The sequence below is a fragment of the Silvania hatchlandensis genome (genome assembly GCF_025564065.1).
Classification (GTDB): Bacteria; Pseudomonadota; Gammaproteobacteria; order Enterobacterales; family Enterobacteriaceae; genus Enterobacter; species Enterobacter hatchlandensis.
The window spans coordinates 87,720-108,792 of the sequence record NZ_JAMGZK010000042.1; the positions used below are offsets into that span (position 1 = coordinate 87,720).

Annotated in this window: 16 protein-coding genes; 13 read left to right on the forward strand and 3 right to left on the reverse strand. The window is 55.8% G+C overall.

The annotated features are described in order from the left end of the window. Positions 1–57: 57 nt before the first annotated feature. Positions 58–900 (reverse strand): NADPH-dependent 7-cyano-7-deazaguanine reductase QueF, encoded by an 843-nt coding sequence (queF, locus tag M8014_RS06330; protein WP_271281681.1) that lies wholly within the window; start codon positions 898–900, stop codon positions 58–60. Between the two features lie 69 nt (positions 901–969). Here queF and syd point away from each other — a divergent pair, with 69 nt between their 5' ends. From syd to M8014_RS06370, 8 genes are all read left to right on the forward strand, one after another. Further along, the gene (gene syd, locus M8014_RS06335; RefSeq protein ID WP_271281682.1) at positions 970–1,515 is read left to right on the forward strand and encodes a SecY-interacting protein; all 546 of its coding nucleotides are present in this window, start codon (positions 970–972) and stop codon (positions 1,513–1,515) included. 634 nt (positions 1,516–2,149) lie between these two features. Beyond that, the gene (locus tag M8014_RS06340; protein ID WP_271281683.1) at positions 2,150–2,476 is read left to right on the forward strand and encodes a YqcC family protein; all 327 of its coding nucleotides are present in this window, start codon (positions 2,150–2,152) and stop codon (positions 2,474–2,476) included. After that, positions 2,473–3,246 (forward strand): tRNA pseudouridine(65) synthase TruC, encoded by a 774-nt coding sequence (gene truC / locus M8014_RS06345; RefSeq protein ID WP_271281684.1) that lies wholly within the window; start codon positions 2,473–2,475, stop codon positions 3,244–3,246. Before M8014_RS06340 ends, truC begins: the two co-directional genes overlap by 4 nt. Positions 3,247–3,270: 24 nt before the next feature. Next, a complete protein-coding gene (locus M8014_RS06350; protein ID WP_271281685.1) occupies positions 3,271–3,720 on the forward strand; it encodes a flavodoxin in 450 nt (149 codons plus the stop codon). Between the two features lie 488 nt (positions 3,721–4,208). Continuing rightward, positions 4,209–5,564, forward strand: coding sequence for an MFS transporter (locus M8014_RS06355; protein WP_271281686.1), 1,356 nt, complete (start codon positions 4,209–4,211; stop codon positions 5,562–5,564). Further along, positions 5,564–6,904, forward strand: a complete 1,341-nt coding sequence (locus tag M8014_RS06360; protein WP_271281742.1) for an enolase C-terminal domain-like protein — start codon at positions 5,564–5,566, stop codon at positions 6,902–6,904. The genes M8014_RS06355 and M8014_RS06360 overlap by 1 nt, the downstream gene beginning before the upstream one ends. 12 nt (positions 6,905–6,916) lie before the next feature. Beyond that, positions 6,917–8,257 (forward strand): glucarate dehydratase, encoded by a 1,341-nt coding sequence (gudD, locus tag M8014_RS06365; RefSeq protein ID WP_271281743.1) that lies wholly within the window; start codon positions 6,917–6,919, stop codon positions 8,255–8,257. Positions 8,258–8,344: 87 nt separating this feature from the next. Beyond that, on the forward strand, positions 8,345–9,484 hold the full coding sequence (locus tag M8014_RS06370; protein ID WP_271281687.1) for a glycerate kinase: 1,140 nt from the start codon (positions 8,345–8,347) through the stop codon (positions 9,482–9,484). Positions 9,485–9,533: 49 nt separating this feature from the next. Here M8014_RS06370 and barA read toward each other — a convergent pair whose 3' ends face one another. Continuing rightward, complete coding sequence (gene barA, locus M8014_RS06375) at positions 9,534–12,293, reverse strand: two-component sensor histidine kinase BarA (RefSeq protein WP_271281688.1); 2,760 nt, start codon at positions 12,291–12,293, stop codon at positions 9,534–9,536. Positions 12,294–12,350: 57 nt separating this feature from the next. Here barA and rlmD point away from each other — a divergent pair, with 57 nt between their 5' ends. The 5 genes from rlmD to eno all read left to right on the forward strand — a co-directional run bounded on the left by rlmD (position 12,351) and on the right by eno (position 20,035). Continuing rightward, positions 12,351–13,649 (forward strand): 23S rRNA (uracil(1939)-C(5))-methyltransferase RlmD, encoded by a 1,299-nt coding sequence (rlmD, locus tag M8014_RS06380; RefSeq protein WP_271281689.1) that lies wholly within the window; start codon positions 12,351–12,353, stop codon positions 13,647–13,649. 52 nt (positions 13,650–13,701) lie between these two features. Continuing rightward, complete coding sequence (gene relA, locus M8014_RS06385) at positions 13,702–15,933, forward strand: GTP diphosphokinase (protein ID WP_271281690.1); 2,232 nt, start codon at positions 13,702–13,704, stop codon at positions 15,931–15,933. A 70-nt stretch (positions 15,934–16,003) separates the two neighbouring features. Beyond that, entirely contained in the window at positions 16,004–16,795 is a 792-nt protein-coding gene (gene mazG / locus M8014_RS06390; protein ID WP_271281691.1) for a nucleoside triphosphate pyrophosphohydrolase, read from the forward strand. Between the two features lie 224 nt (positions 16,796–17,019). Continuing rightward, positions 17,020–18,657 (forward strand): glutamine hydrolyzing CTP synthase, encoded by a 1,638-nt coding sequence (gene pyrG, locus M8014_RS06395; RefSeq protein ID WP_271281692.1) that lies wholly within the window; start codon positions 17,020–17,022, stop codon positions 18,655–18,657. An 82-nt stretch (positions 18,658–18,739) separates the two neighbouring features. Continuing rightward, a complete protein-coding gene (gene eno, locus M8014_RS06400; RefSeq protein WP_271281693.1) occupies positions 18,740–20,035 on the forward strand; it encodes a phosphopyruvate hydratase in 1,296 nt (431 codons plus the stop codon). 59 nt (positions 20,036–20,094) lie between these two features. On the opposite strand, the gene M8014_RS06405 is transcribed toward eno, so the two are convergent. Beyond that, positions 20,095–20,919 (reverse strand): MurR/RpiR family transcriptional regulator, encoded by an 825-nt coding sequence (locus M8014_RS06405; RefSeq protein ID WP_271281694.1) that lies wholly within the window; start codon positions 20,917–20,919, stop codon positions 20,095–20,097. Between the last annotated feature and the right edge of the window lie 154 nt (positions 20,920–21,073).

The window sequence follows — 21,073 nt, forward strand, 5'->3', positions numbered from 1 at the left end:
TGACCTTTCACAACCCAAAGCGCGGAAGCTACCGCGCATATTGTGAAATTATTTCTGTTACTGACGCACTAAACGGCCGGTTGCCGGTACGAAATCGGTATTGCTGCGCCATGGATTGATGTCCAGCCCGCCGCGTCGGGTATAGCGCGCGTAGACGCTCAGGCATTCTGGCTGGCAGAACTGCAGAATGTCATTGAAGATGCGCTCGACGCACTGCTCATGGAATTCATTATGGTTACGGAAAGAGACCAGATAGCGCAGCAGCTTTTCGCGGTCGATTTTTGCCCCGCGATACTGGATTTGTACCGAACCCCAGTCGGGCTGATGGGTGATCAGGCAGTTGGATTTCAGCAGGTGACTGACCAGCGTCTCTTCCACCACTTTGCCGCTGGCGGCATTTTCCAGCCAGGCGGTGTCAAACTGGTAGTTGTCGATCGCAATATCCTGCTCGTCAATGCAGGTGCCGTGGAAGTGGGCGATAGGCTGACCTTCCAGTTCATCAACACGATACAGCGCCACCGTTACGTTGCCTTGTGCACAGGAACGTAAATCGCGCTCCAGCGTTCGCTGAACCGCTTCCCAGCTGTCAAAGCGGGTCTGGTTAAAGCTGTTGAGGTACAGTTTAAAGCTCTTGGACTCCACCAGGTTGATGCTGGTGTAATCCAGTTCAACGTGACCCACCGCCACCTGCGGTAAGCCGCGGGCGTTCAGCCAGGAGAGTTCATACAGGGTCCAGATATCGCCGCCGTGGAAGGGCAGGGCATCGGCTTTCAGGCCCAGAGGATCGCGATTGAGGCTGCGCGGGACGCCCTGCAGCAGGCTGGCATCGTAGGTATCACGGTAGGCAGTGGTTTTGCCCAGCGTTAAGCCCGATAAGGCATCATGGTTTTCGTAAGACATGTTTCATTGTCACTTTAAAGGTAAACTATACGGCTGAGTGTATCCTGGCTTATATAAAGAGAGAAACCGGTGGATAAAGAGACTGCTGCGGCTTTGAAGGCGTTTACCGCGCGCTATTGCGACGCATGGCATGAACAAAAAGGAACCTGGCCCCAGAGCGAAGCGCTGTCCGGCATCCCTTCGCCGTGCATTATTACTGCCTCCACAGACAGTGTCATCTGGCAGCCGCAGCCGTTTACGGCAGAGCAGAATGTAAAGCCAATTGAACGCGCGATGAATATTGTGGTACAACCAGCCGTAATCGCGTTCTATACCACACAGTTTGCCGGGGATATGTGCGCTCGCTTCGAAAATGAAACGCTGATGCTGCTGCAAACCTGGAGCGAAGACGATTTCCTGCGCGTGCAGGAGAACCTGATCGGGCATCTGGTCACGCAAAAACGCCTGAAGCTGTCGCCGACGTTCTTTATCGCCACGCTGGACAGCGAACTGGATATTATCTCCGTCTGTAATCTTACGGGCGAGGTGCTCAAAGAGACGATTGGTACGCGAACCCGCCAGGTACTCTCTGATTCTCTTGCGGATTTCCTCAACCTCCTTCATCCCGTCGTGTAATCCAGAATACTACTGCACTTGTGAGAGATCTCTTACAAAGACTGTGAGAGATCGACGCAATAAATCGAACATGACATCAATCTAAATCTAATAAAATTCAAATATATCAATTTGTTATTATATTTATTGCACGTTGGTAGCTGGCGTTATCACTTTAATTTGGCTTACAGGGTACCTTGTAAGACGAAGCGGAATAAGGGATTCTATGTCTGTCGACAGGACGGCGACGCAAGAAACGAACATCAGGATGATGGCGTTTCTTAATCTGGATACGTCAGGAAGGCGCAACAAGGAAGGCTTCAGGAAGAAGCAAGAGGATAACGCAGGACGCGTTAAAGGACACCTCCAGGAAGGAGAATGAGAGCCGGTACGGATGTCCGGTGGGTCAGGAAGACCAGGACGTTTCAGGATGAAACAGACACATCAGGATGATGTGTGCAGGAAGCAGCGGTCGAGGGAAGACCAGACCTTCGGGTCAGAGGAAAAGTTGTCACGGACGAGCAGGGAGCACCAAAAGTAGCTGGATTGCTGCGAAACGAACCGGGAGCACTGTTTTTACAGTGCTCCCTTTTTTTTATTTCTGCGCGGTCTTTGCTATGCTGCGCGCCGTTCAGTTTTTCAGTTGAGGTTTTCCATGACGCATCCCGACAGCGTGCGCGCACAGCTGCACGCACTCGAAGCTCTATTGCGCGATCATCAACTGTGGCAAGTGACGGCGCCGCAGCCTGACGCATTTGAGAGTACGCAACCCTTCTGCATGGATACCCTGGAGCCGTTTGAATGGCTGCAGTGGGTGCTCATCCCCCGCATGCACGCCTTGATTGACGGCGGTCACCCGCTGCCAAACGGCTTTGCCATTGCCCCCTATTATGAAATGGCGCTGGATGCCGCCCACCCGGCCCGCGATGTCGTGTTAGCGGAACTGCTGGCGCTGGATGCGTTATTTGGCGAGCCGTCATGATCGAAATCCTTTACCAGGACGAGTGGCTAGTCGCCGTCAACAAACCTTCAGGCTGGCTGGTTCACCGTAGCTGGCTTGATCGGGATGAAAAAGTGGTGGTGATGCAGACCGTGCGCGATCAGATTGGTCAGCACGTTTTTACTGCCCATCGGCTCGACAGACCGACATCTGGCGTGCTGCTGATGGGGCTGTCGAGCGAGGCCGGTCGACGCTTGTCGCAGCAGTTTGAACAGCACCAGATCCAGAAACGCTACCATGCCATTACCCGCGGCTGGTTGACCGATGCGGCAACGCTGGATTATCCGCTGGTCGAAGAGCTGGATAAAATCGCCGATAAATTTGCCCGCGATGACAAAGGTCCCCAGCCTGCGGTGACGGATTATCGCGGCCTGGCGACCACCGAAATGCCGGTCGCCGTCAGCAAGTTCCCGACCTCGCGCTACAGCCTGGTTGAACTGGAGCCGAAGACCGGCCGCAAGCATCAGTTGCGTCGTCATCTGACGCATCTGCGCCACCCAATTATCGGCGACAGTAAACACGGCGACCTGCGGCAGAATCGCAGTGCCGCAGAGCATTTTGGCTGCAATCGCCTGATGCTGCACGCCAGCCAGCTGAGCCTGACGCATCCGTTTACCAACGAGCCGCTGATCATTCGCGCCGGGCTGGACGCGGTGTGGATGCAGGCGCTGTCACAGTTTGGCTGGTGCGGGCAACTCCCCGAAAATGAAAGGGTTGAGTTTGACGTCGCCAACGTTCAGGATGATCGTTAATCGCGTCTAATCAGGGAGTAAAACATGGCTGTAGTCGGAATTTTTGTCGGTACGATGTATGGCAATGCGCTGCTGGTGGCAGAAGAGGCCGAAGCCATCCTCGCGGGAATGGGGCATAAAGCCACGGTCTATGAAGATTCAGATCTGGCCGACTGGCAAAAATACCAGAGCGACTATGTGCTGGTGGTCACCTCGACAACCGGACAGGGCGATCTGCCAGACAGTATCGTGCCGCTGTTTGAGAGCATCAAAACTACGCTCGGCTATCAGCCCGAGACGCGCTACGGCATCATCGCCCTTGGCGACAGCACCTACGCGAATTTCTGCGGCGGCGGTAAGCAGTTCGATGCCCTGCTGCAAGAGCAAAGCGCCCAGCGCGTGGGTGAAATGCTGATGATTGATGCCTCTGAACACCCAGAGCCGGAAAGCGAATCCAATCCCTGGGTAGAAAACTGGGGTACGTTGTTAAAATAAGCTCTGGCCCTCCCGGATGCGGAGGGCCAGAACCCGTTGCCAGTTAACAAAACGACCTTGCATACAGTGTAAGGTCACTGAATCGAGTTATCTTTGGGCAATGGCCCTCAAATCCTTATCGTAATCATGGGTATTGGCAGGCATTTTCACTGCGTCAAGCGACCTGATTCACACTCCCGAGATTCCCTGCAGCTCGCCTGCCGCTTACTGCCATGCAGTTTTCATTTCCGTGAAGTCTCTTCCATTGGCCTGGGCTTTTGCCATAAACAACTGAACATGACTGTACCAATGTTGTGTTGTTGCACGGTGAGGGTGGCCTTGTTCCTTTCTTATACTTTTCTCGCCAGTTAATAAAAATGCAGTAAGCAAGGCGATACGACCTTAACGTTGAAAACTGCAAAAAACACAAACACGTCATTCTGAGTACCCTACAGGTCGCGTTGTTCAGAATGAACGTAGCGAAAAAGCTATGATTCAGGAGTGCAATAATGAGTACATTAAGCCAGGCTGCAAGCAGCGCTGAAAAGCGCACAAATGCTCGCTACTGGATTGTGGTGATGCTGTTTATCGTCACATCCTTCAACTATGGCGACCGCGCCACGCTGTCGATTGCCGGTTCAGAAATGGCAAAAGATATCGGTCTGGATGCGGTTGGGATGGGTTACGTTTTCTCCGCATTCTCATGGGCCTATGTTATTGGCCAAATCCCGGGCGGTTGGTTACTGGATCGCTTCGGTTCAAAACGCGTCTATTTCTGGTCCATCTTTATCTGGTCCATGTTCACTCTGCTGCAGGGCTTCGTTGATATCTTTAACGGCTTTGGCATCATCGTTGCGCTCTTTACGCTGCGCTTCCTTGTAGGGCTGGCAGAAGCGCCGTCCTTCCCGGGCAACAGTCGCATTGTCGCGGCCTGGTTCCCGGCGCAGGAGAGGGGAACGGCAGTTTCCATTTTTAACTCCGCACAGTACTTCGCCACGGTGATCTTCGCCCCTATCATGGGTTGGCTGACGCACGAAGTGGGTTGGTCGCACGTGTTCTTCTTCATGGGGGGGCTGGGCATTATCATCAGCTTCGTCTGGCTGAAAGTGATCCACGAACCTAACCAGCACCCTGGCGTAAACCAGAAAGAGCTTGACTACATCGCCGCCGGTGGCGCGCTGATCAACATGGACCAGGCCGGCAGTAAAGAGAAGGTCCCGTTCAGTCAGAAATGGGGTCAAATTAAACAGCTGGTGGGTTCCCGCATGATGGTGGGGATCTATCTCGGCCAGTACTGCATCAACGCATTAACCTACTTCTTCATCACCTGGTTCCCGGTCTATCTGGTGCAGGCTCGCGGCATGTCAATTCTGAAAGCCGGATTTGTTGCCTCGGTTCCGGCCATCTGCGGCTTTATCGGTGGCGTGCTCGGTGGGGTGATTTCCGACTGGCTGATGCGTCGTACCGGTTCACTGAATATTGCGCGTAAAACGCCGATCGTGCTCGGCATGCTGCTCTCCATGTCGATGGTGGTGTGTAACTACGTTGACGCCGAGTGGATGATTATCGGCTTTATGGCGATGGCCTTCTTCGGTAAAGGTATCGGTGCGCTGGGTTGGGCGGTGATGGCAGATACTGCGCCGAAAGAGATCAGCGGCTTAAGCGGCGGTCTGTTCAACATGTTCGGTAACGTGTCCGGTATCGTGACCCCGATTGCGATTGGCTACATCGTCGGCACCACCGGATCGTTCAATGGCGCGCTGATCTACGTCGGTATTCATGCCCTGGTGGCGGTACTGAGCTATCTGGTGCTGGTGGGTGATATCAAACGTATCGAGCTGAAACCTGTTGTGGAGCGCTCATGATGAGTATGCAATCGAGCCCCGTTGTGACGGAAATGAAGGTGATTCCGGTCGCCGGTCAGGACAGCATGCTGCTGAATATCGGCGGCGCACATAACGCCTGGTTTACCCGCAACATCGTAGTACTGACAGACAACGCCGGGAATACCGGCGTGGGTGAAGCCCCTGGCGGCGAGGTGATTTACCAGACGCTGGTGGATGCCATCCCGCAGGTAGTCGGCCAGGAAGTGGCCCGCCTGAACAAAGTGGTGCAGCGCGTCCACAAAGGCAATCAGTCCGCCGATTTCGATACCTTTGGTAAAGGTGCCTGGACATTTGAACTGCGGGTTAACGCCGTGGCGGCGCTGGAAGCTGCGCTGCTCGACCTGCTTGGCAAAGCACTGAACGTACCGGTGTGCGAACTGCTCGGTCCCGGCAAGCAGCGCGATGCAGTCACCGTCCTCGGTTATCTGTTCTACCTGGGCGATCGCACCAAAACCGACTTACCGTATCTGGACCGTTCCCCTGGCCGCCACGACTGGTATCGTCTGCGTCACCAGGAAGCGCTCTCCAGCGAGGCGGTGGTCCGTCTGGCTGAAGCAGCGCAGGATCGCTACGGCTTTAAAGATTTCAAACTGAAAGGCGGCGTTCTGCCGGGCGAGCAGGAGATCGACAGCGCCCGCGCCCTGAAAAAACGCTTCCCGGATGCCCGCATTACCGTCGACCCAAACGGGGCCTGGCTGCTGGATGAAGCCATCGCGCTGTGCAAAGGCCTGGGCGATGTCCTGACCTACGCCGAAGATCCGTGCGGCGCAGAGCAGGGCTTCTCTGGGCGTGAGGTGATGGCGGAGTTCCGCCGCGCCACCGGTCTGCCGGTGGCAACCAACATGATCGCCACGAACTGGCGTGAGATGGGTCATGCGGTCATGCTTAACTCGGTAGATATTCCGCTGGCGGATCCGCATTTCTGGACGCTCTCCGGTGCGGTTCGCGTGGCGCAGCTGTGCGACGACTGGGGCTTAACCTGGGGTTGTCACTCCAATAACCACTTTGATATTTCGCTGGCAATGTTCACCCATGTTGGCGCTGCCGCACCAGGCACGCCGACCGCCATTGATACCCACTGGATCTGGCAGGAAGGCGAAGCGCGCCTGACTAAAAACCCGCTGGAAATTAAAGACGGCAAGATCGCCGTACCGGATGCACCGGGGCTTGGCGTGGAACTCGACTGGGATCAGATCCACAAAGCGCATGAAGCGTACAAGAAGCTGCCAGGCGGCGCGCGTAACGACGCAGGCCCGATGCAGTACCTTATTCCCGGCTGGACATTTGACCGTAAACGCCCGGTGTTCGGTCGTCACTGATTAAAGGATTGAATTATGAGTACATTTACTACGCCTGTTGTCACCTCCATGCAGATTATCCCGGTTGCCGGCCATGACAGCATGCTAATGAACCTGAGTGGCGCACACGCCCCGTTCTTCACCCGTAACATTGTCATTATCAAAGACAACTCCGGTCATACCGGCGTGGGGGAAATCCCGGGCGGCGAGAAGATCCGCAAAACGCTGGAAGATGCCATCCCGCTGGTGGTCGGTAAAACCCTGGGTGCCTACAAAAATATCCTCAATGCGGTGCGCGGCGAATTCGCCGACCGCGATGCGGGTGGACGCGGGCTGCAAACCTTTGACCTGCGCACCACCATTCACGTGGTCACCGGTATTGAAGCCGCAATGCTCGACCTGCTGGGTCAGCACCTGGGCGTAAACGTGGCTTCGCTGCTGGGTGACGGGCAGCAGCGCACTGAAGTCGAGATGCTGGGCTACCTGTTCTTCGTCGGCAACCGCAAGCTGACCCCGCTGCCGTATCAGAACCAGCCAGATGAGGCGTGCGACTGGTATCGCCTGCGCCATGAAGAGGCGATGACCCCGGATTCAGTGGTGCGTCTGGCGGAAGCGGCCTATGAAAAGTACGGCTTTAACGATTTCAAACTGAAGGGCGGTGTGCTGGCCGGTGAAGAAGAGGCTGAATCGATTGTCGCGCTGGCGAAGCGCTTCCCGCAGGCGCGCGTGACGCTGGATCCAAACGGTGCCTGGTCGCTGGAAGAGGCGATTCGGATCGGTAAACAGCTGAAAGGCGTACTGGCCTACGCAGAAGATCCGTGTGGCGCTGAGCAGGGCTTCTCCGGGCGTGAAGTGATGGCGGAATTCCGTCGCGCCACCGGCCTGCCGACCGCGACCAACATGATCGCCACCGACTGGCGTCAAATGGGCCATACGCTGTCGCTGCAGTCAGTCGACATTCCGCTGGCGGACCCGCACTTCTGGACTATGCAGGGCTCAGTACGCGTGGCGCAGATGTGTCACGAGTTCGGCCTGACCTGGGGCTCTCACTCCAACAACCACTTTGATATCTCGCTGGCGATGTTTACCCATGTGGCGGCTGCCGCACCGGGCAACATCACCGCCATCGACACCCACTGGATCTGGCAGGAAGGCAATCAGCGTCTGACCAAACAGCCGTTCGAAATCAAAGGCGGCATGGTGCAGGTGCCAACCACGCCTGGCCTTGGCGTTGAGCTGGATATGGATCAGGTGATGAAGGCGCACGAGCTGTATCTGCAGCACGGTCTGGGCGCGCGCGATGATGCGATGGCGATGCAGTATCTGATTCCGGAGTGGACATTCAACAACAAGCGCCCTTGCATGGTGCGCTAAGTCGGGTGCCGGTTCCTGCGGGAGCCGGCATTTTCTGTTTCGTTCCGGGTGTATGCTTAGGGTAGTCAACATGCGTAAGGACGGCTTATGAAAATTGTTATCGCACCGGACTCCTACAAGGAAAGTTTGAGCGCCCTGGCAGTGGCGACGGCGATAGAAGAGGGGTTTTGCGAGATTTTCCCTACGGCAGAGTACGTCAAACTGCCGGTTGCTGACGGGGGCGAAGGCACCGTCGAAGCGATGGTGGCCGCCACGCAGGGGCAGATTATTCAGGTGCGCGTAACCGGGCCGCTGGGCGAGCATGTTGACGGTTTTTATGGCCGCTCCGGGGACCAGAAAAGCGCCTTTATCGAGATGGCGGCGGCTAGCGGTCTGGAGCTGGTGGTTCCTGCCCAACGCAATCCACTGATCACCACCTCCTGGGGCACCGGCGAGCTGATCCGCCATGCGCTGGATGCGGGTGTTAAACACATTATTATCGGCATTGGCGGCAGCGCCACCAATGACGGCGGCGCAGGCATGGTGCAGGCGCTGGGTGCCGCGTTGCTGGATGAACGGGGTGAGCCAATCGGCCCTGGCGGCAGCGAGCTGGAAAAGCTGGCGCGTATCGACATCAGCGGGCTGGATAAACGGCTGGCAGAGTGCCGGATTGAAGTCGCCTGTGACGTCACTAATCCCCTGACCGGTGAAAGCGGGGCGAGTGCGATATTCGGGCCGCAAAAAGGGGCCACGCCGGAGATGATCGAACGTCTCGATCGCGCACTGGCGCACTATGCGCAGATCATTGCCCGCGACCTCGACGTTGAAGTGCTCAAACTGGAAGGCGGCGGAGCGGCAGGCGGAATGGGGGCAGCGCTGTACGCATTCTGTGGCGCGCAGCTGCGCCAGGGTATTGAAATTGTTACCGATGCGCTCGACCTGGACAGCCAGGTAGCCGATGCCGATCTGGTGATCACCGGCGAAGGGCGAATCGACAGCCAGACCGTTCATGGCAAAGTCCCGGTTGGGGTGGCAAAAATTGCCAAACGCTACAACAAACCGGTGATTGGCCTCGCGGGTAGCCTGACAGCAGACGTTGGCGTAGTTCACGAACACGGTATCGACGCGGTCTTTAGCGTGATCTATACCGTCTGCACGCTGGAAGAGGCGTTGGAAGACGCGGCTGAAAACGTGCGGATGGCGGCCAGAAATATTGCCGCGGTATTGAAAGTGGGGATGGAGGTTTAACGAAGGCCGATATCCACACGATCACCCTTTCCCAGACGGGAGAGGGTTGTTACGCCCTCAGCACCTTCATCGCTTCCCGCGTGACATTATTCATCTCATCCAGCAACTCCAGAAACTCCGGCTCCAGCTCGCTTTCCGGCGTTCCCGAGCGCAGCTGTTGTTCCAGCAACTGGCACAGGTTTTTCAGGCGCGGGACGCCGCTGTAGCCGCAGCTACCGTGCAGCTTATGGATCGCGTCGGTGAGTCCTTCCGGTTTTTCTCCGACCAGCTGTTCTTCCACTTTGTTGCGGATCTCCGGCAGGAAGGCGATCAGCATCTGCAGCATCTCCCGGGCCAGGTCAGGTTTTCCCGCCGCCTGGCGTAAAGCCAGCTGCCAGTCGAGTGTCTCGCTGGTGTTGGCAGGGGCCTCTGGCGTCTCGGAAGGTGCAATCCAGTTGCCCGTCACCGGGCCCGGCTTATAGCGCAGCAGCAGGTTGTGCAGCTTCCCTTCCTCAATCGGTTTTGCCAGATAGTCGTTCATCCCGGCACTCAACAGCTTCTCTTTCTGGCCCGCCATGGCATGCGCGGTCACGGCGATAACCGGGGTTTGCTGTTGATGCGGGAGCTGGCGAATCAGCTCGCAGGCACGAATGCCGTCCATGCCGGGCATCTGAATATCCATCAGAATCAGGTCAAACTGCGTCTGTCGGGCACGTTCAACCGCCTGCAGGCCGCTCTCACACAGCTCGACGTGCTGCACCTGATCCTCAAGCAGAACGCCGATAAGTTTCAGGTTGGCGGGGTTGTCATCCACTGCCATCACGGTCATCGGCAGTTTGCTTTCATTGCTGACAATTGGCGCAACGTAGTGGTTCAGGCGGCAATATTCCGTCAGCGTCGGTAACAGGCGCGTGGCGGTCAGCGGTTTAAGCAGGCACGCTGCTGCGCCGTCATGCTTAAGTTCTTCGGCGTTTATCTGCGCGTGGCACGGCAGCGCCAGCAGCAGGTAATCGGTCATCGAGGCCGCTTTTGCCAGCCGTTCCTGCTGCATGGTCAGCTCGCCGGTAAAGGTCACCGGGATCCCCATCAGCAGAATGTCGTAATGCTCCACCGGCAGGGCGGAAAACGCCGGGCTGTAGACCACGTCCAGCGGTGTGGTGCTCAATACATCCAGCGTACTCTGCGCCGCTGCAGCGTTGGGTTCAATGTAGGCCAGCCGTTTACCCTGCAGGCAATCCATCGCCGGGCGATCGGTCAGCACGTTCGGGTTCAGGTCAAGATTGATGTGGAACCAGAAGGTCGACCCCCGGTTGGGCTGGCTGTGGAAGGAGATATCCCCGCCCATCTCTTTCACCAGCTTTTGAGTGATCACCAGCCCCAGTCCGGTACCGCCGTGACGGCGCGAAATGCTGGCGTCCGCCTGGCGGAAGGCCTGGAACAGCCGGGACTGATCGCGTTCCGGGATGCCAATCCCGGTGTCGCGGATCTGCACCTCAATCTGCACCTTGGTATTGCTGAGGGCGCGCTTTTCAACCAGCACGTCAATGTTGCCGCTTTCGGTGAATTTGATGGCGTTCCCTACCAGGTTGGTGATCACCTGCTGCAGGCGCAGCGGATCGCCTATTACGTTATCCGGCACGTCATTTTTGATGTTCAGCGTCAGCTCCAGCCCCTTGTCGTGGGAGGAGTGCGCCAACAGGGTCACCACTTCATCCAGCGTATTACGCAGCGGGAACGGGATGCTTTCCAGAATCAGCTTGCCCGCCTCCAGCTTGGAGAAATCGAGCACGTCATTGATGATCGCCAGCAGGTTATTGGCCGAGCGTTCAATGGTATGCAGGTGGTCGCGCTGGGTTGGATTCAGCTCGGTTTTCAGAGTCAGACGGGTAAAGCCAATCACCCCATTTAGCGGGGTGCGCAGTTCGTGGGACATGTTCGCCAAAAACTCGGATTTTATGCGCGCCGCTTCCTGGGCGCGCTTTTTGGCCAGATCCAGCTCGACGTTTTGGATCTCCATCTGCTCCAGGGTTTCACGCAGGTCGGAGGTGGCCTGATCGACGTTATGCTGCATCTCTTCATGGTACGCCGCCAGCGACATCGCCATCGAGTTGATGCCGTTTTTCAGCATATCCAGTTCGCCGAGCATAAAGCCTTCAACGCGGCTGTCGAGCTGGCCCCGACGGATCCGGTCGACGGTATTCACCATGTTGCGGATAGGGCTGGTAACATCGCGCATCAGTCGCCAACCAAAGATCAGCGCAATGCCGATACAGAACAGCATCATGACGGTGGAGATAAAAATTTCTTTGTACTGCTGCAGGCGCACGGACTTGAGATCCAACTCCAGCGCCACATATCCCAGCATATTGTTGTCGGGCTTGGCATCTGAACTGGCTGATTCATCAGGTGAATAGCTTTCCGAGGTGATCGGCGTGCGCAGGATCATCCTGTCTCCCTGATGGATAACGCTCAGACGCCTGGGAAACGCCATGCCGTCGGGGATCTTCATCGTACCGGGGTCGATGTGGGTATTGGACGTGACAAACAGGCGATTATTTTGGTCATAGACGGTGATGGCGCGCACAATATCCGAGTGGCGACGGTGCAAAACGCTGATAAGCTGGCCTATAGATTCGCGGTTTTGCAGGGTCATGCCGTATTCACTGGAGACGGCCAGCGGTTCAATAATGCTGGCTCCCGCATCCTCTAACTGGCGTTGCAGGTCGTTATAACGGTGAACCACAAAGAAGGTGCTCAGCAGCAAACCAATGAGTACGGTAGGGGCGAGGATCAAAATCATCATGCGCGCACGCAGGCTGTAGTTGGTCATGGAGTTCCGTTATGGGACAATTAGAGTCAATATGTTCATTTGAGAAAATACCCGGTAATGGCGCAATTCTACTCTGCAAAGCGACGCGTGACGACGCGTCAGATCATAACTGTTGATGTCACCGACCTCGATCCCTTCGGTCAGGGCGTGGCGCGCCATGACGGGAAGGCCCTGTTTATTCCCGGCCTGCTGCCGGATGAGCGAGCGGAAATCACCCTGACGGAAGAGAAACGGCAGTACGCGCGCGGGCAGGTCAAACGCCGGCTTAATGATAGCCCGGAACGCGTTAAACCACGCTGCGCGCACTTTGGCGTTTGCGGCGGCTGCCAGCAGCAGCATGCCAGCGTTGCGCTGCAGGATCGCAGTAAAAGCCGCGCCCTCGCGCGACTGATGAAGCATGACGTTAATGAGATTATCGCCGGTGACCCCTGGGGCTACCGCCGCCGGGCGCGCCTGAGCCTGAATTACCTGCCGAAAACCGCGCGTCTGGAGATGGGCTTTCGCAAGGCTAACGCCAGCGAGATTGTCGATATCAAACAGTGCCCCATTCTGGTGCCCCGTCTTGAGGCATTGCTGCCAGAGGTGCGTGCATGCCTTTCTGAGCTGCAGAGCGTTCGCCATCTGGGGCACGTTGAACTGGTGCTGGCGAACGGCGGCCCGATGATGGTCCTGCGCCACACCGCGCCACTTTCTGCCCGCGATCGCGAAAAACTGGAACGCTTTTCGCATTCTCATGACCTCGCGCTGTATCTCGCCCCGCAAAGCGACATACTTGAGCACGTAACAGGTGAAGCGCCCTGGTACGATTCAGACGGGCTACGCTTATCGTTCAGTCCGCGCGATTTCATTCAGGTCAACGATGGCGTTAACCAGCAGATGGTGGCGACGGCGCTGGACTGGCTGGATATTCAGCCAGAAGACCGGGTGCTGGATCTGTTCTGCGGGATGGGCAATTTTACCCTGCCGCTGGCAAAACGAGCGCAAAGTGTGGTCGGGGTCGAAGGCGTGGCGGCGCTGGTGGAGAAAGGGCGTGACAACGCGGTTCACAATGCGCTGCACAATGTGACATTTTTTCACGAGAATCTGGAAGAAGATGTCACTCTACAGCCCTGGGCGAAGCACGGCTTTGATAAAATCCTTTTGGATCCGGCGCGTGCCGGTGCCCCTGGCGTGATGCAGCATATTATTAAACTCGCGCCAAAACGTGTGGTCTATGTTTCCTGTAATCCGGCGACGCTGTCCCGGGACAGTGAGTCATTATTAGCCGCGGGTTACCAGATTCAGCGTCTGGCAATGCTGGATATGTTCCCGCACACTGGGCATCTGGAATCAATGGCGCTGTTCACGCTTAACTGATGAATTTCGGCTTGTCGAATTCGACAGGCACGGGTCCCTAAAGGAGAGGACGATGGTTGCGGTAAGAAGTGCACATCTCAATAAAGCTGGAGAGTTTGACCCACAAAAATGGATCGCCAGTCTGGGAATATCCAGCCAGCAGTCGTGTGAACGTTTAACCGAAACCTGGGCCTACTGTTTGCGCACTACCCAGGGGCATCCCGATGCGGATCTGCTGCTGTGGCGCGGTGTGGAGATGGTCGAAATCCTCTCCATGCTCAATATGGACATTGAAACGCTGCAGGCGGCGCTCCTGTTCCCGCTGGCTGATGCAGATGTGGTCAGCGAAGACGTTCTGCGTGAGAGCGTCGGCAAATCTGTGGTCGCACTGATCCACGGCGTGCGAGATATGGCGGCCATTCGCCAACTGAAAGCCGCGCATACGGATTCCGTCTCCGCTGAACAGGTGGATAATGTCCGCCGTATGCTGCTGGCAATGGTGGACGATTTCCGCTGCGTGGTGATCAAGCTGGCGGAGCGCGTGGCTCATCTGCGCGAAGTGAAAGACGCGCCGGAAGATGAGCGCGTGCTGGCGGCCAAAGAGTGCACCAATATTTACGCGCCGCTGGCGAACCGCTTAGGGATCGGGCAACTGAAATGGGAGCTGGAAGATTACTGCTTCCGCTATCTGCATCCGGCGGAATACAAGCGCATTGCGAAACTGCTGCACGAACGCCGTATCGACCGGGAGCATTACATCGACGAATTCGTCGGTGGATTGCGCAAGGCGATGAAAGAAGAAAACGTGCGAGCAGAAGTCTATGGCCGCCCGAAACACATCTACAGCATCTGGCGCAAAATGCAGAAGAAGCATTTGGCCTTTGATGAGCTGTTTGACGTGCGTGCGGTGCGAATTGTGGCCGAACGGTTGCAGGACTGCTATGCCGCGCTGGGCATCGTGCATACCCATTTCCGCCACCTGCCGGACGAGTTTGACGACTACGTGGCGAACCCAAAACCGAACGGCTATCAGTCGATCCATACCGTGGTGCTGGGGCCGGGCGGCAAAACGGTTGAAATCCAGATCCGTACCAAACAGATGCACGAAGAGTCCGAGCTGGGTGTTGCTGCGCACTGGAAGTACAAAGAGGGCACCTCCAGCGGCGCGCGTTCCGGCCACGAAGATCGTATTGCCTGGCTGCGCAAGCTGATTGCGTGGCAGGAAGAGATGGCCGACTCCGGCGAAATGCTCGATGAAGTGCGCAGCCAGGTCTTTGACGACCGGGTTTACGTCTTTACGCCAAAGGGCGATGTCGTCGATCTTCCGGCGGGCTCGACGCCGCTCGACTTCGCCTACCACATCCACAGCGATGTGGGACACCGCTGCATCGGGGCCAAAATCGGTGGGCGCATCGTGCCTTTCACCTATCAGCTGCAGATGGGCGATCAGATAGAAATCATCACCCAGAAACAGCCGAACCCCAGCCGTGACTGGCTGAACCCGAACCTGGGCTACGTCACTACCAGCCGCGGACGCTCTAAAATTCACGCCTGGTTCCGTAAACAGGACCGTGACAAAAACATCCTTGCGGGTCGCCAGATCCTCGATGACGAGCTGGAGCATTTAGGCATCCACCTGAAAGAGGCGGAGAAATTCCTGCTGCCCCGCTACAACTTTAACGAGCTTGACGAGCTACTGGCGGCGATTGGCGGTGGGGACATTCGTCTCAACCAGATGGTTAATTTCCTGCAGGCGCAGTTCAACAAACCGAGTGCAGCCGAGCAGGATGCGGCTGCGCTGAAGCTGCTGCAGCAGAAGACCTACACGCCACCGCATCGCAGTAAAGACAATGGTCGGGTGGTGGTCGAAGGCGTTGGCAATTTAATGCACCACATTGCCCGCTGCTGTCAGCCGATCCCGGGGGACGAGATAGTCGGCTTTATCACCCAGGGGCGCGGGATCTCCATTCACCGGGCGGACTGCGATCAGCTGGAAGATTTACAGTCGCATGCGCCGGAACGTATTGTCGATGCGGTATGGGGCGAGAGCTACTCCGCGGGCTATTCGCTGGTGGTGCGGGTTGCGGCCAACGATCGCAGCGGCCTGCTGCGCGACATCACCACTATTCTGGCTAACGAAAAAGTGAATGTGCTGGGGGTCGCCAGCCGCAGCGATACCCGCCAGCAGCTCGCTACCATCGACATGACGATTGAAATCTATAACCTGCAGGTGCTGGGCCGGGTGCTCGGCAAGCTGAACCAGGTGCCGGATGTGATTGACGCCCGTCGTCTTCACGGCGGATAAGATTGCCATCTTTTGTAGGCCGGGTCAGGTGTCGTCGCCCCCGGCTTTTCTTATTTATCAGGAATGACTCATGACCCAAATCGACCGCCTGCTTGGCATTATGCAGCGCCTCCGCGACCCGCAAACCGGCTGTCCATGGGACAAAGAGCAGACTTTCGCCACTATCGCGCCTTACACTCTGGAAGAGACCTACGAAGTGCTGGACGCCATCTCCCGTCAAGATTTTGACGATCTGCGCGGTGAACTGGGCGACCTGCTGTTCCAGGTGGTGTTCTACGCGCAAATGGCCCAGGAAGAAGGGCGCTTTGATTTCAATGATATTTGTGCCGCCATCAGCGACAAACTGGAACGCCGCCACCCGCACATTTTTGGCGATGCGACCGCAGAAACCAGTCACGACGTGCTGACCCGCTGGGAGCAAATCAAAACCGCTGAGCGTGCGGAAAAAGCACAGCATTCGGCGCTGGATGATATCCCCCTCAGCCTGCCGGCGCTGATGCGTGCGCATAAAATCCAGAAACGTTGCTCGACGGTGGGGTTCGACTGGACTTCCCTCGGGCCGGTGCTCGACAAAGTGCACGAAGAGATCGACGAAGTGATGCACGAAGCGCAGCAGGCCGTCATCGATCAGGCAAAGCTGGAAGAGGAGATGGGCGACCTGCTGTTTGCGACGGTGAATTTATCGCGTCATTTAGGGGTAAAAGCCGAAACCGCCCTGCAGAAAGCCAACCTCAAGTTTGAGCGTCGTTTCCGCGAAGTGGAGCGCATCATTGCCGCGCGCGGGCTGGAAATGACCGGCGTTGACCTCGAGGCGATGGAAGAAGTCTGGCAGGAAGTAAAACGCCAGGAATATGATCTCTAACGGGTTTTTGCGATCAAGCGCAATTTGTGTGATTTTTTAAATGACAAGCGCTTGATTTGCGTCAAAAACATTTACCCCAAAGGGGCTATTTTCTCACTCCCTGCGTTTGTTTGAGCCTGATGAAGAGGAGGAATAATGAAAGTTTGTGGCGTCTGCTATGATCGGGTATACTGCTTTCCCGTCCTGGTTATTCCATCGTTTCACCCTAACTTCTCAGGTTCAGCATGACAACGAACTATATTTTTGTGACCGGCGGGGTCGTATCCTCTCTGGGTAAAGGCATTGCCGCAGCCTCCCTGGCAGCCATTCTTGAAGCCCGTGGCCTCAACGTGACCATGATGAAACTGGATCCGTATATCAACGTCGATCCTGGCACCATGAGTCCTATCCAACACGGGGAAGTGTTCGTTACTGAAGACGGCGCTGAAACCGATCTGGACCTGGGTCACTACGAGCGCTTCATTCGCACCAAAATGACCCGTCGCAATAACTTCACTACGGGCCGTATCTATTCCGACGTTCTGCGTAAAGAACGCCGTGGCGACTATCTGGGCGCAACCGTTCAGGTCATCCCGCACATCACCAATGCCATTAAAGAGCGCGTCCTTGCGGGTGGCGAAGGTCACGACGTGGTGCTGGTTGAAATCGGCGGTACCGTAGGTGATATCGAATCCCTGCCGTTCCTCGAAGCAATTCGTCAACTGGCGGTTGATATCGGTCGTGAACACGCGCTGTTCATGCACCTGACGCTGGTACCTTACCTTGCTGCTGCCGGTGAAGTGAAAACCAAGCCAACTCAGCACTCCGTGAAAGAATTACTCTCTATCGGTATTCAGCCTGATATCCTGGTTTGCCGCTCCGATCGTGCGGTGCCGGCTAACGAACGTGCGAAAATTGCATTGTTCTGTAACGTGCCAGAAAAAGCCGTTATTTCAATGAAAGACGTCGATTCCATTTATAAAATCCCGGGCCTGTTGAAATCACAGGGTCTGGACGATTATATTTGTAAACGATTCAGCTTGAACTGTCCGGAAGCTAACCTGTCTGAATGGGAGCAGGTTATTTACGAAGAAGCGAACCCGGCAGGTGAAGTGACTATTGGTATGATCGGCAAGTACATCGAACTGCCGGACGCCTATAAGTCAGTTATCGAAGCGCTGAAACACGGTGGCCTGAAAAATCGCGTAACCGTCAACATCAAGCTGATTGATTCGCAGGATGTTGAAACCCGCGGTGTAGAAATTCTGAAAGATCTGGATGCTATTCTGATCCCGGGTGGCTTCGGCTACCGTGGCGTTGAAGGCAAGATCGCTACCGCACGCTATGCGCGTGAAAACAATATTCCTTACCTCGGCATTTGCCTGGGTATGCAGGTTGCACTGATTGAATTTGCTCGTAATGTGGTGGGCATGGAAAACGCCAACTCAACGGAATTTGTGCCAGACTGTAAGTACCCTGTTGTGGCGCTTATCACTGAATGGCGCGACGAAGAAGGTAACGTCGAAGTCCGTACCGAGAAGAGCGATCTGGGTGGCACAATGCGTCTTGGTGCTCAGGCTTGTCAGGTCTCTGACGACAGCCTGGTACGCCAGATGTACGGTGCACCGGTCATCACTGAACGCCATCGTCACCGTTATGAAGTCAACAACCTGCTGTTGAAACAAATTGAAGCTGCCGGTCTGCGTATTGCGGGCCGCTCCGGGGATGATCAGTTGGTCGAGATCATTGAAGTGCCGAACCACCCGTGGTTTGTTGCCTGTCAGTTCCACCCGGAATTTACTTCCACGCCGCGTGATGGACATCCGCTGTTTGCTGGCTTTGTGAAAGCCGCCAACGAGTTCCAGAAGCGTCAGGCGAAGTAAGAAAAGTTAGAACGGCAGCGCGTACCTAAGGTACGCGCTGTTTGTCTGGAGTTTTAGTTTAACTTGTACTGAGGAAAATCTAATGTCCAAAATCGTTAAAGTCATCGGTCGTGAAATCATCGACTCCCGTGGTAACCCTACCGTTGAAGCTGAAGTTCACCTTGAAGGTGGTTTCGTCGGTATGGCAGCTGCGCCGTCAGGTGCTTCTACTGGTTCCCGCGAAGCGCTGGAACTGCGCGATGGCGACAAATCCCGTTACCTGGGTAAAGGCGTAACCAAAGCTGTTGGCGCGGTTAACGGCCCAATCGCTCAGGCAATCCTTGGCAAAGACGCCAAAGACCAGGCTGGCATCGATAAGATCATGATCGACCTGGACGGTACTGAAAACAAATCTAACTTCGGTGCGAACGCAATCCTGGCTGTGTCTCTGGCAAACGCCAAAGCAGCAGCAGCTTCTAAAGGTCAGCCACTGTTCGAACACATCGCTGAACTGAACGGCACCCCAGGCAAATACTCCATGCCAGTTCCGATGATGAACATCATCAACGGCGGCGAGCACGCTGACAACAACGTTGATATTCAAGAGTTCATGATTCAGCCTGTTGGCGCTAAAACGCTGAAAGAAGCCATCCGTATGGGTTCTGAAGTGTTCCACACCCTGGCTAAAGTTCTGAAGTCTAAAGGCATGGGTACCGCTGTTGGTGACGAAGGTGGTTATGCACCTAACCTGGGTTCTAACGCCGAAGCACTGGCTGTAATCGCTGAAGCGGTTAAAGCAGCAGGCTACGAGCTGGGCACCGACATCACCCTGGCGATGGACTGTGCAGCATCTGAATTCTACAAAGACGGTAAATACGTTCTGGCTGGCGAAGGCAACAAAGCCTTCACTTCCGAAGAGTTCACTCACTTCCTGGAAGACCTGACCAAACAGTACCCAATCGTCTCTATCGAAGACGGTCTGGACGAATCTGACTGGGATGGCTTCGCTTACCAGACTAAAGTTCTGGGCGACAAAATCCAGCTGGTGGGTGACGATCTGTTCGTAACCAACACCAAGATCCTGAAAGAAGGTATCGAGAAAGGCATCGTTAACTCCATCCTGATCAAATTCAACCAGATCGGTTCTCTGACCGAAACTCTGGCTGCGATCAAAATGGCGAAAGACGCTGGCTACACTGCCGTTATCTCTCACCGTTCAGGCGAAACTGAAGACGCGACCATCGCTGACCTGGCTGTTGGTACCGCTGCTGGCCAGATCAAAACGGGTTCTATGAGCCGTTCTGACCGTGTTGCTAAATACAACCAGCTGATTCGTATCGAAGAAGCGCTGGGCGAAAAAGCGCCATACAACGGCCGTAAAGAGATCAAAGGTCAGTAATCTACTGAGCTTTCACTCTTAAGAAAAAACCCGCTTCGGCGGGTTTTTTTATGGCTGATTTACAGTAGCAAGGGCAGGGTGGCACTCGCCGTTTGCTGACTGATATCGCCGTAGCGATCGTCGAGCGTAATCAGTGACGTCGCAAGCAGCTCAACCAATAGCATCACGCCCACTTTGGCGTTAAGCGCCCCCGCGCTCAGCGGCCCTTCCGGTTTTGCTGCCACCAGCAACATATCGCTTATCGACGCCAGCGGACTGCGTGGCGTGTTACTCAAGGCCAGCACTTTAGCGCCACGCTTACGTGCTAACTTCACCACGTGCAGCAGATCGCGCGTCGAACCGGAACTCGAAATCGCCACAATCAGATCGTCAGAACTTAACGTCGTCGCGTTCATCGACGCCCGGTGCATATCGCTGAACAGCTGAGCCGGTTTTCCCAGACGCAGCAGTTTGTAATGCAAATAGTCGCCAATAATGGCGCTGGCCGCGACACCGTAAATAGAGACCGAGCGCGACTGATGCAGCTCCTGCGCCGCTTTTAGTAGCATATCCCTGTCGAGCAGCTGCGAGGTGTCGCGTAACGCCTGCACCGACTCTTCAACCACTTCATCAATCTCATCGCCTTTTCGACTCGGCGCTTGTATCCGCTGAACGTCCAGCGCCAGCGCCATTTTGAACTCCGTATATCCCTTACACCCCAGCGCGCGGCACAGGCGCGTCACGCTCGCCTCGCTGGTCTCACTTTCGCGTGCCAGTTCGGTGATCGTCAGATAGAGCACTTTTGCAGGATCGTTTAACACGAATTCGCCCAGTTTTTGCTGAGTGGGACTGTATCCGGAAAGGCCCTGGCGCAGCCTCAGCAGCAGGTTTTCATTTTCTGACATGCAACATCCTTAATGCGTTTCTCTGGGGCTAGTGTGGCGGAAAGCGGGTGAGAGATGCCAGTCATTTTAAAAAAGTATGATCAGCTTCCCGATCTTTGGTGATAATTTTCAGTTTGTGTATTTAATATGGTAAAAATTTTCACCATTAACAGGG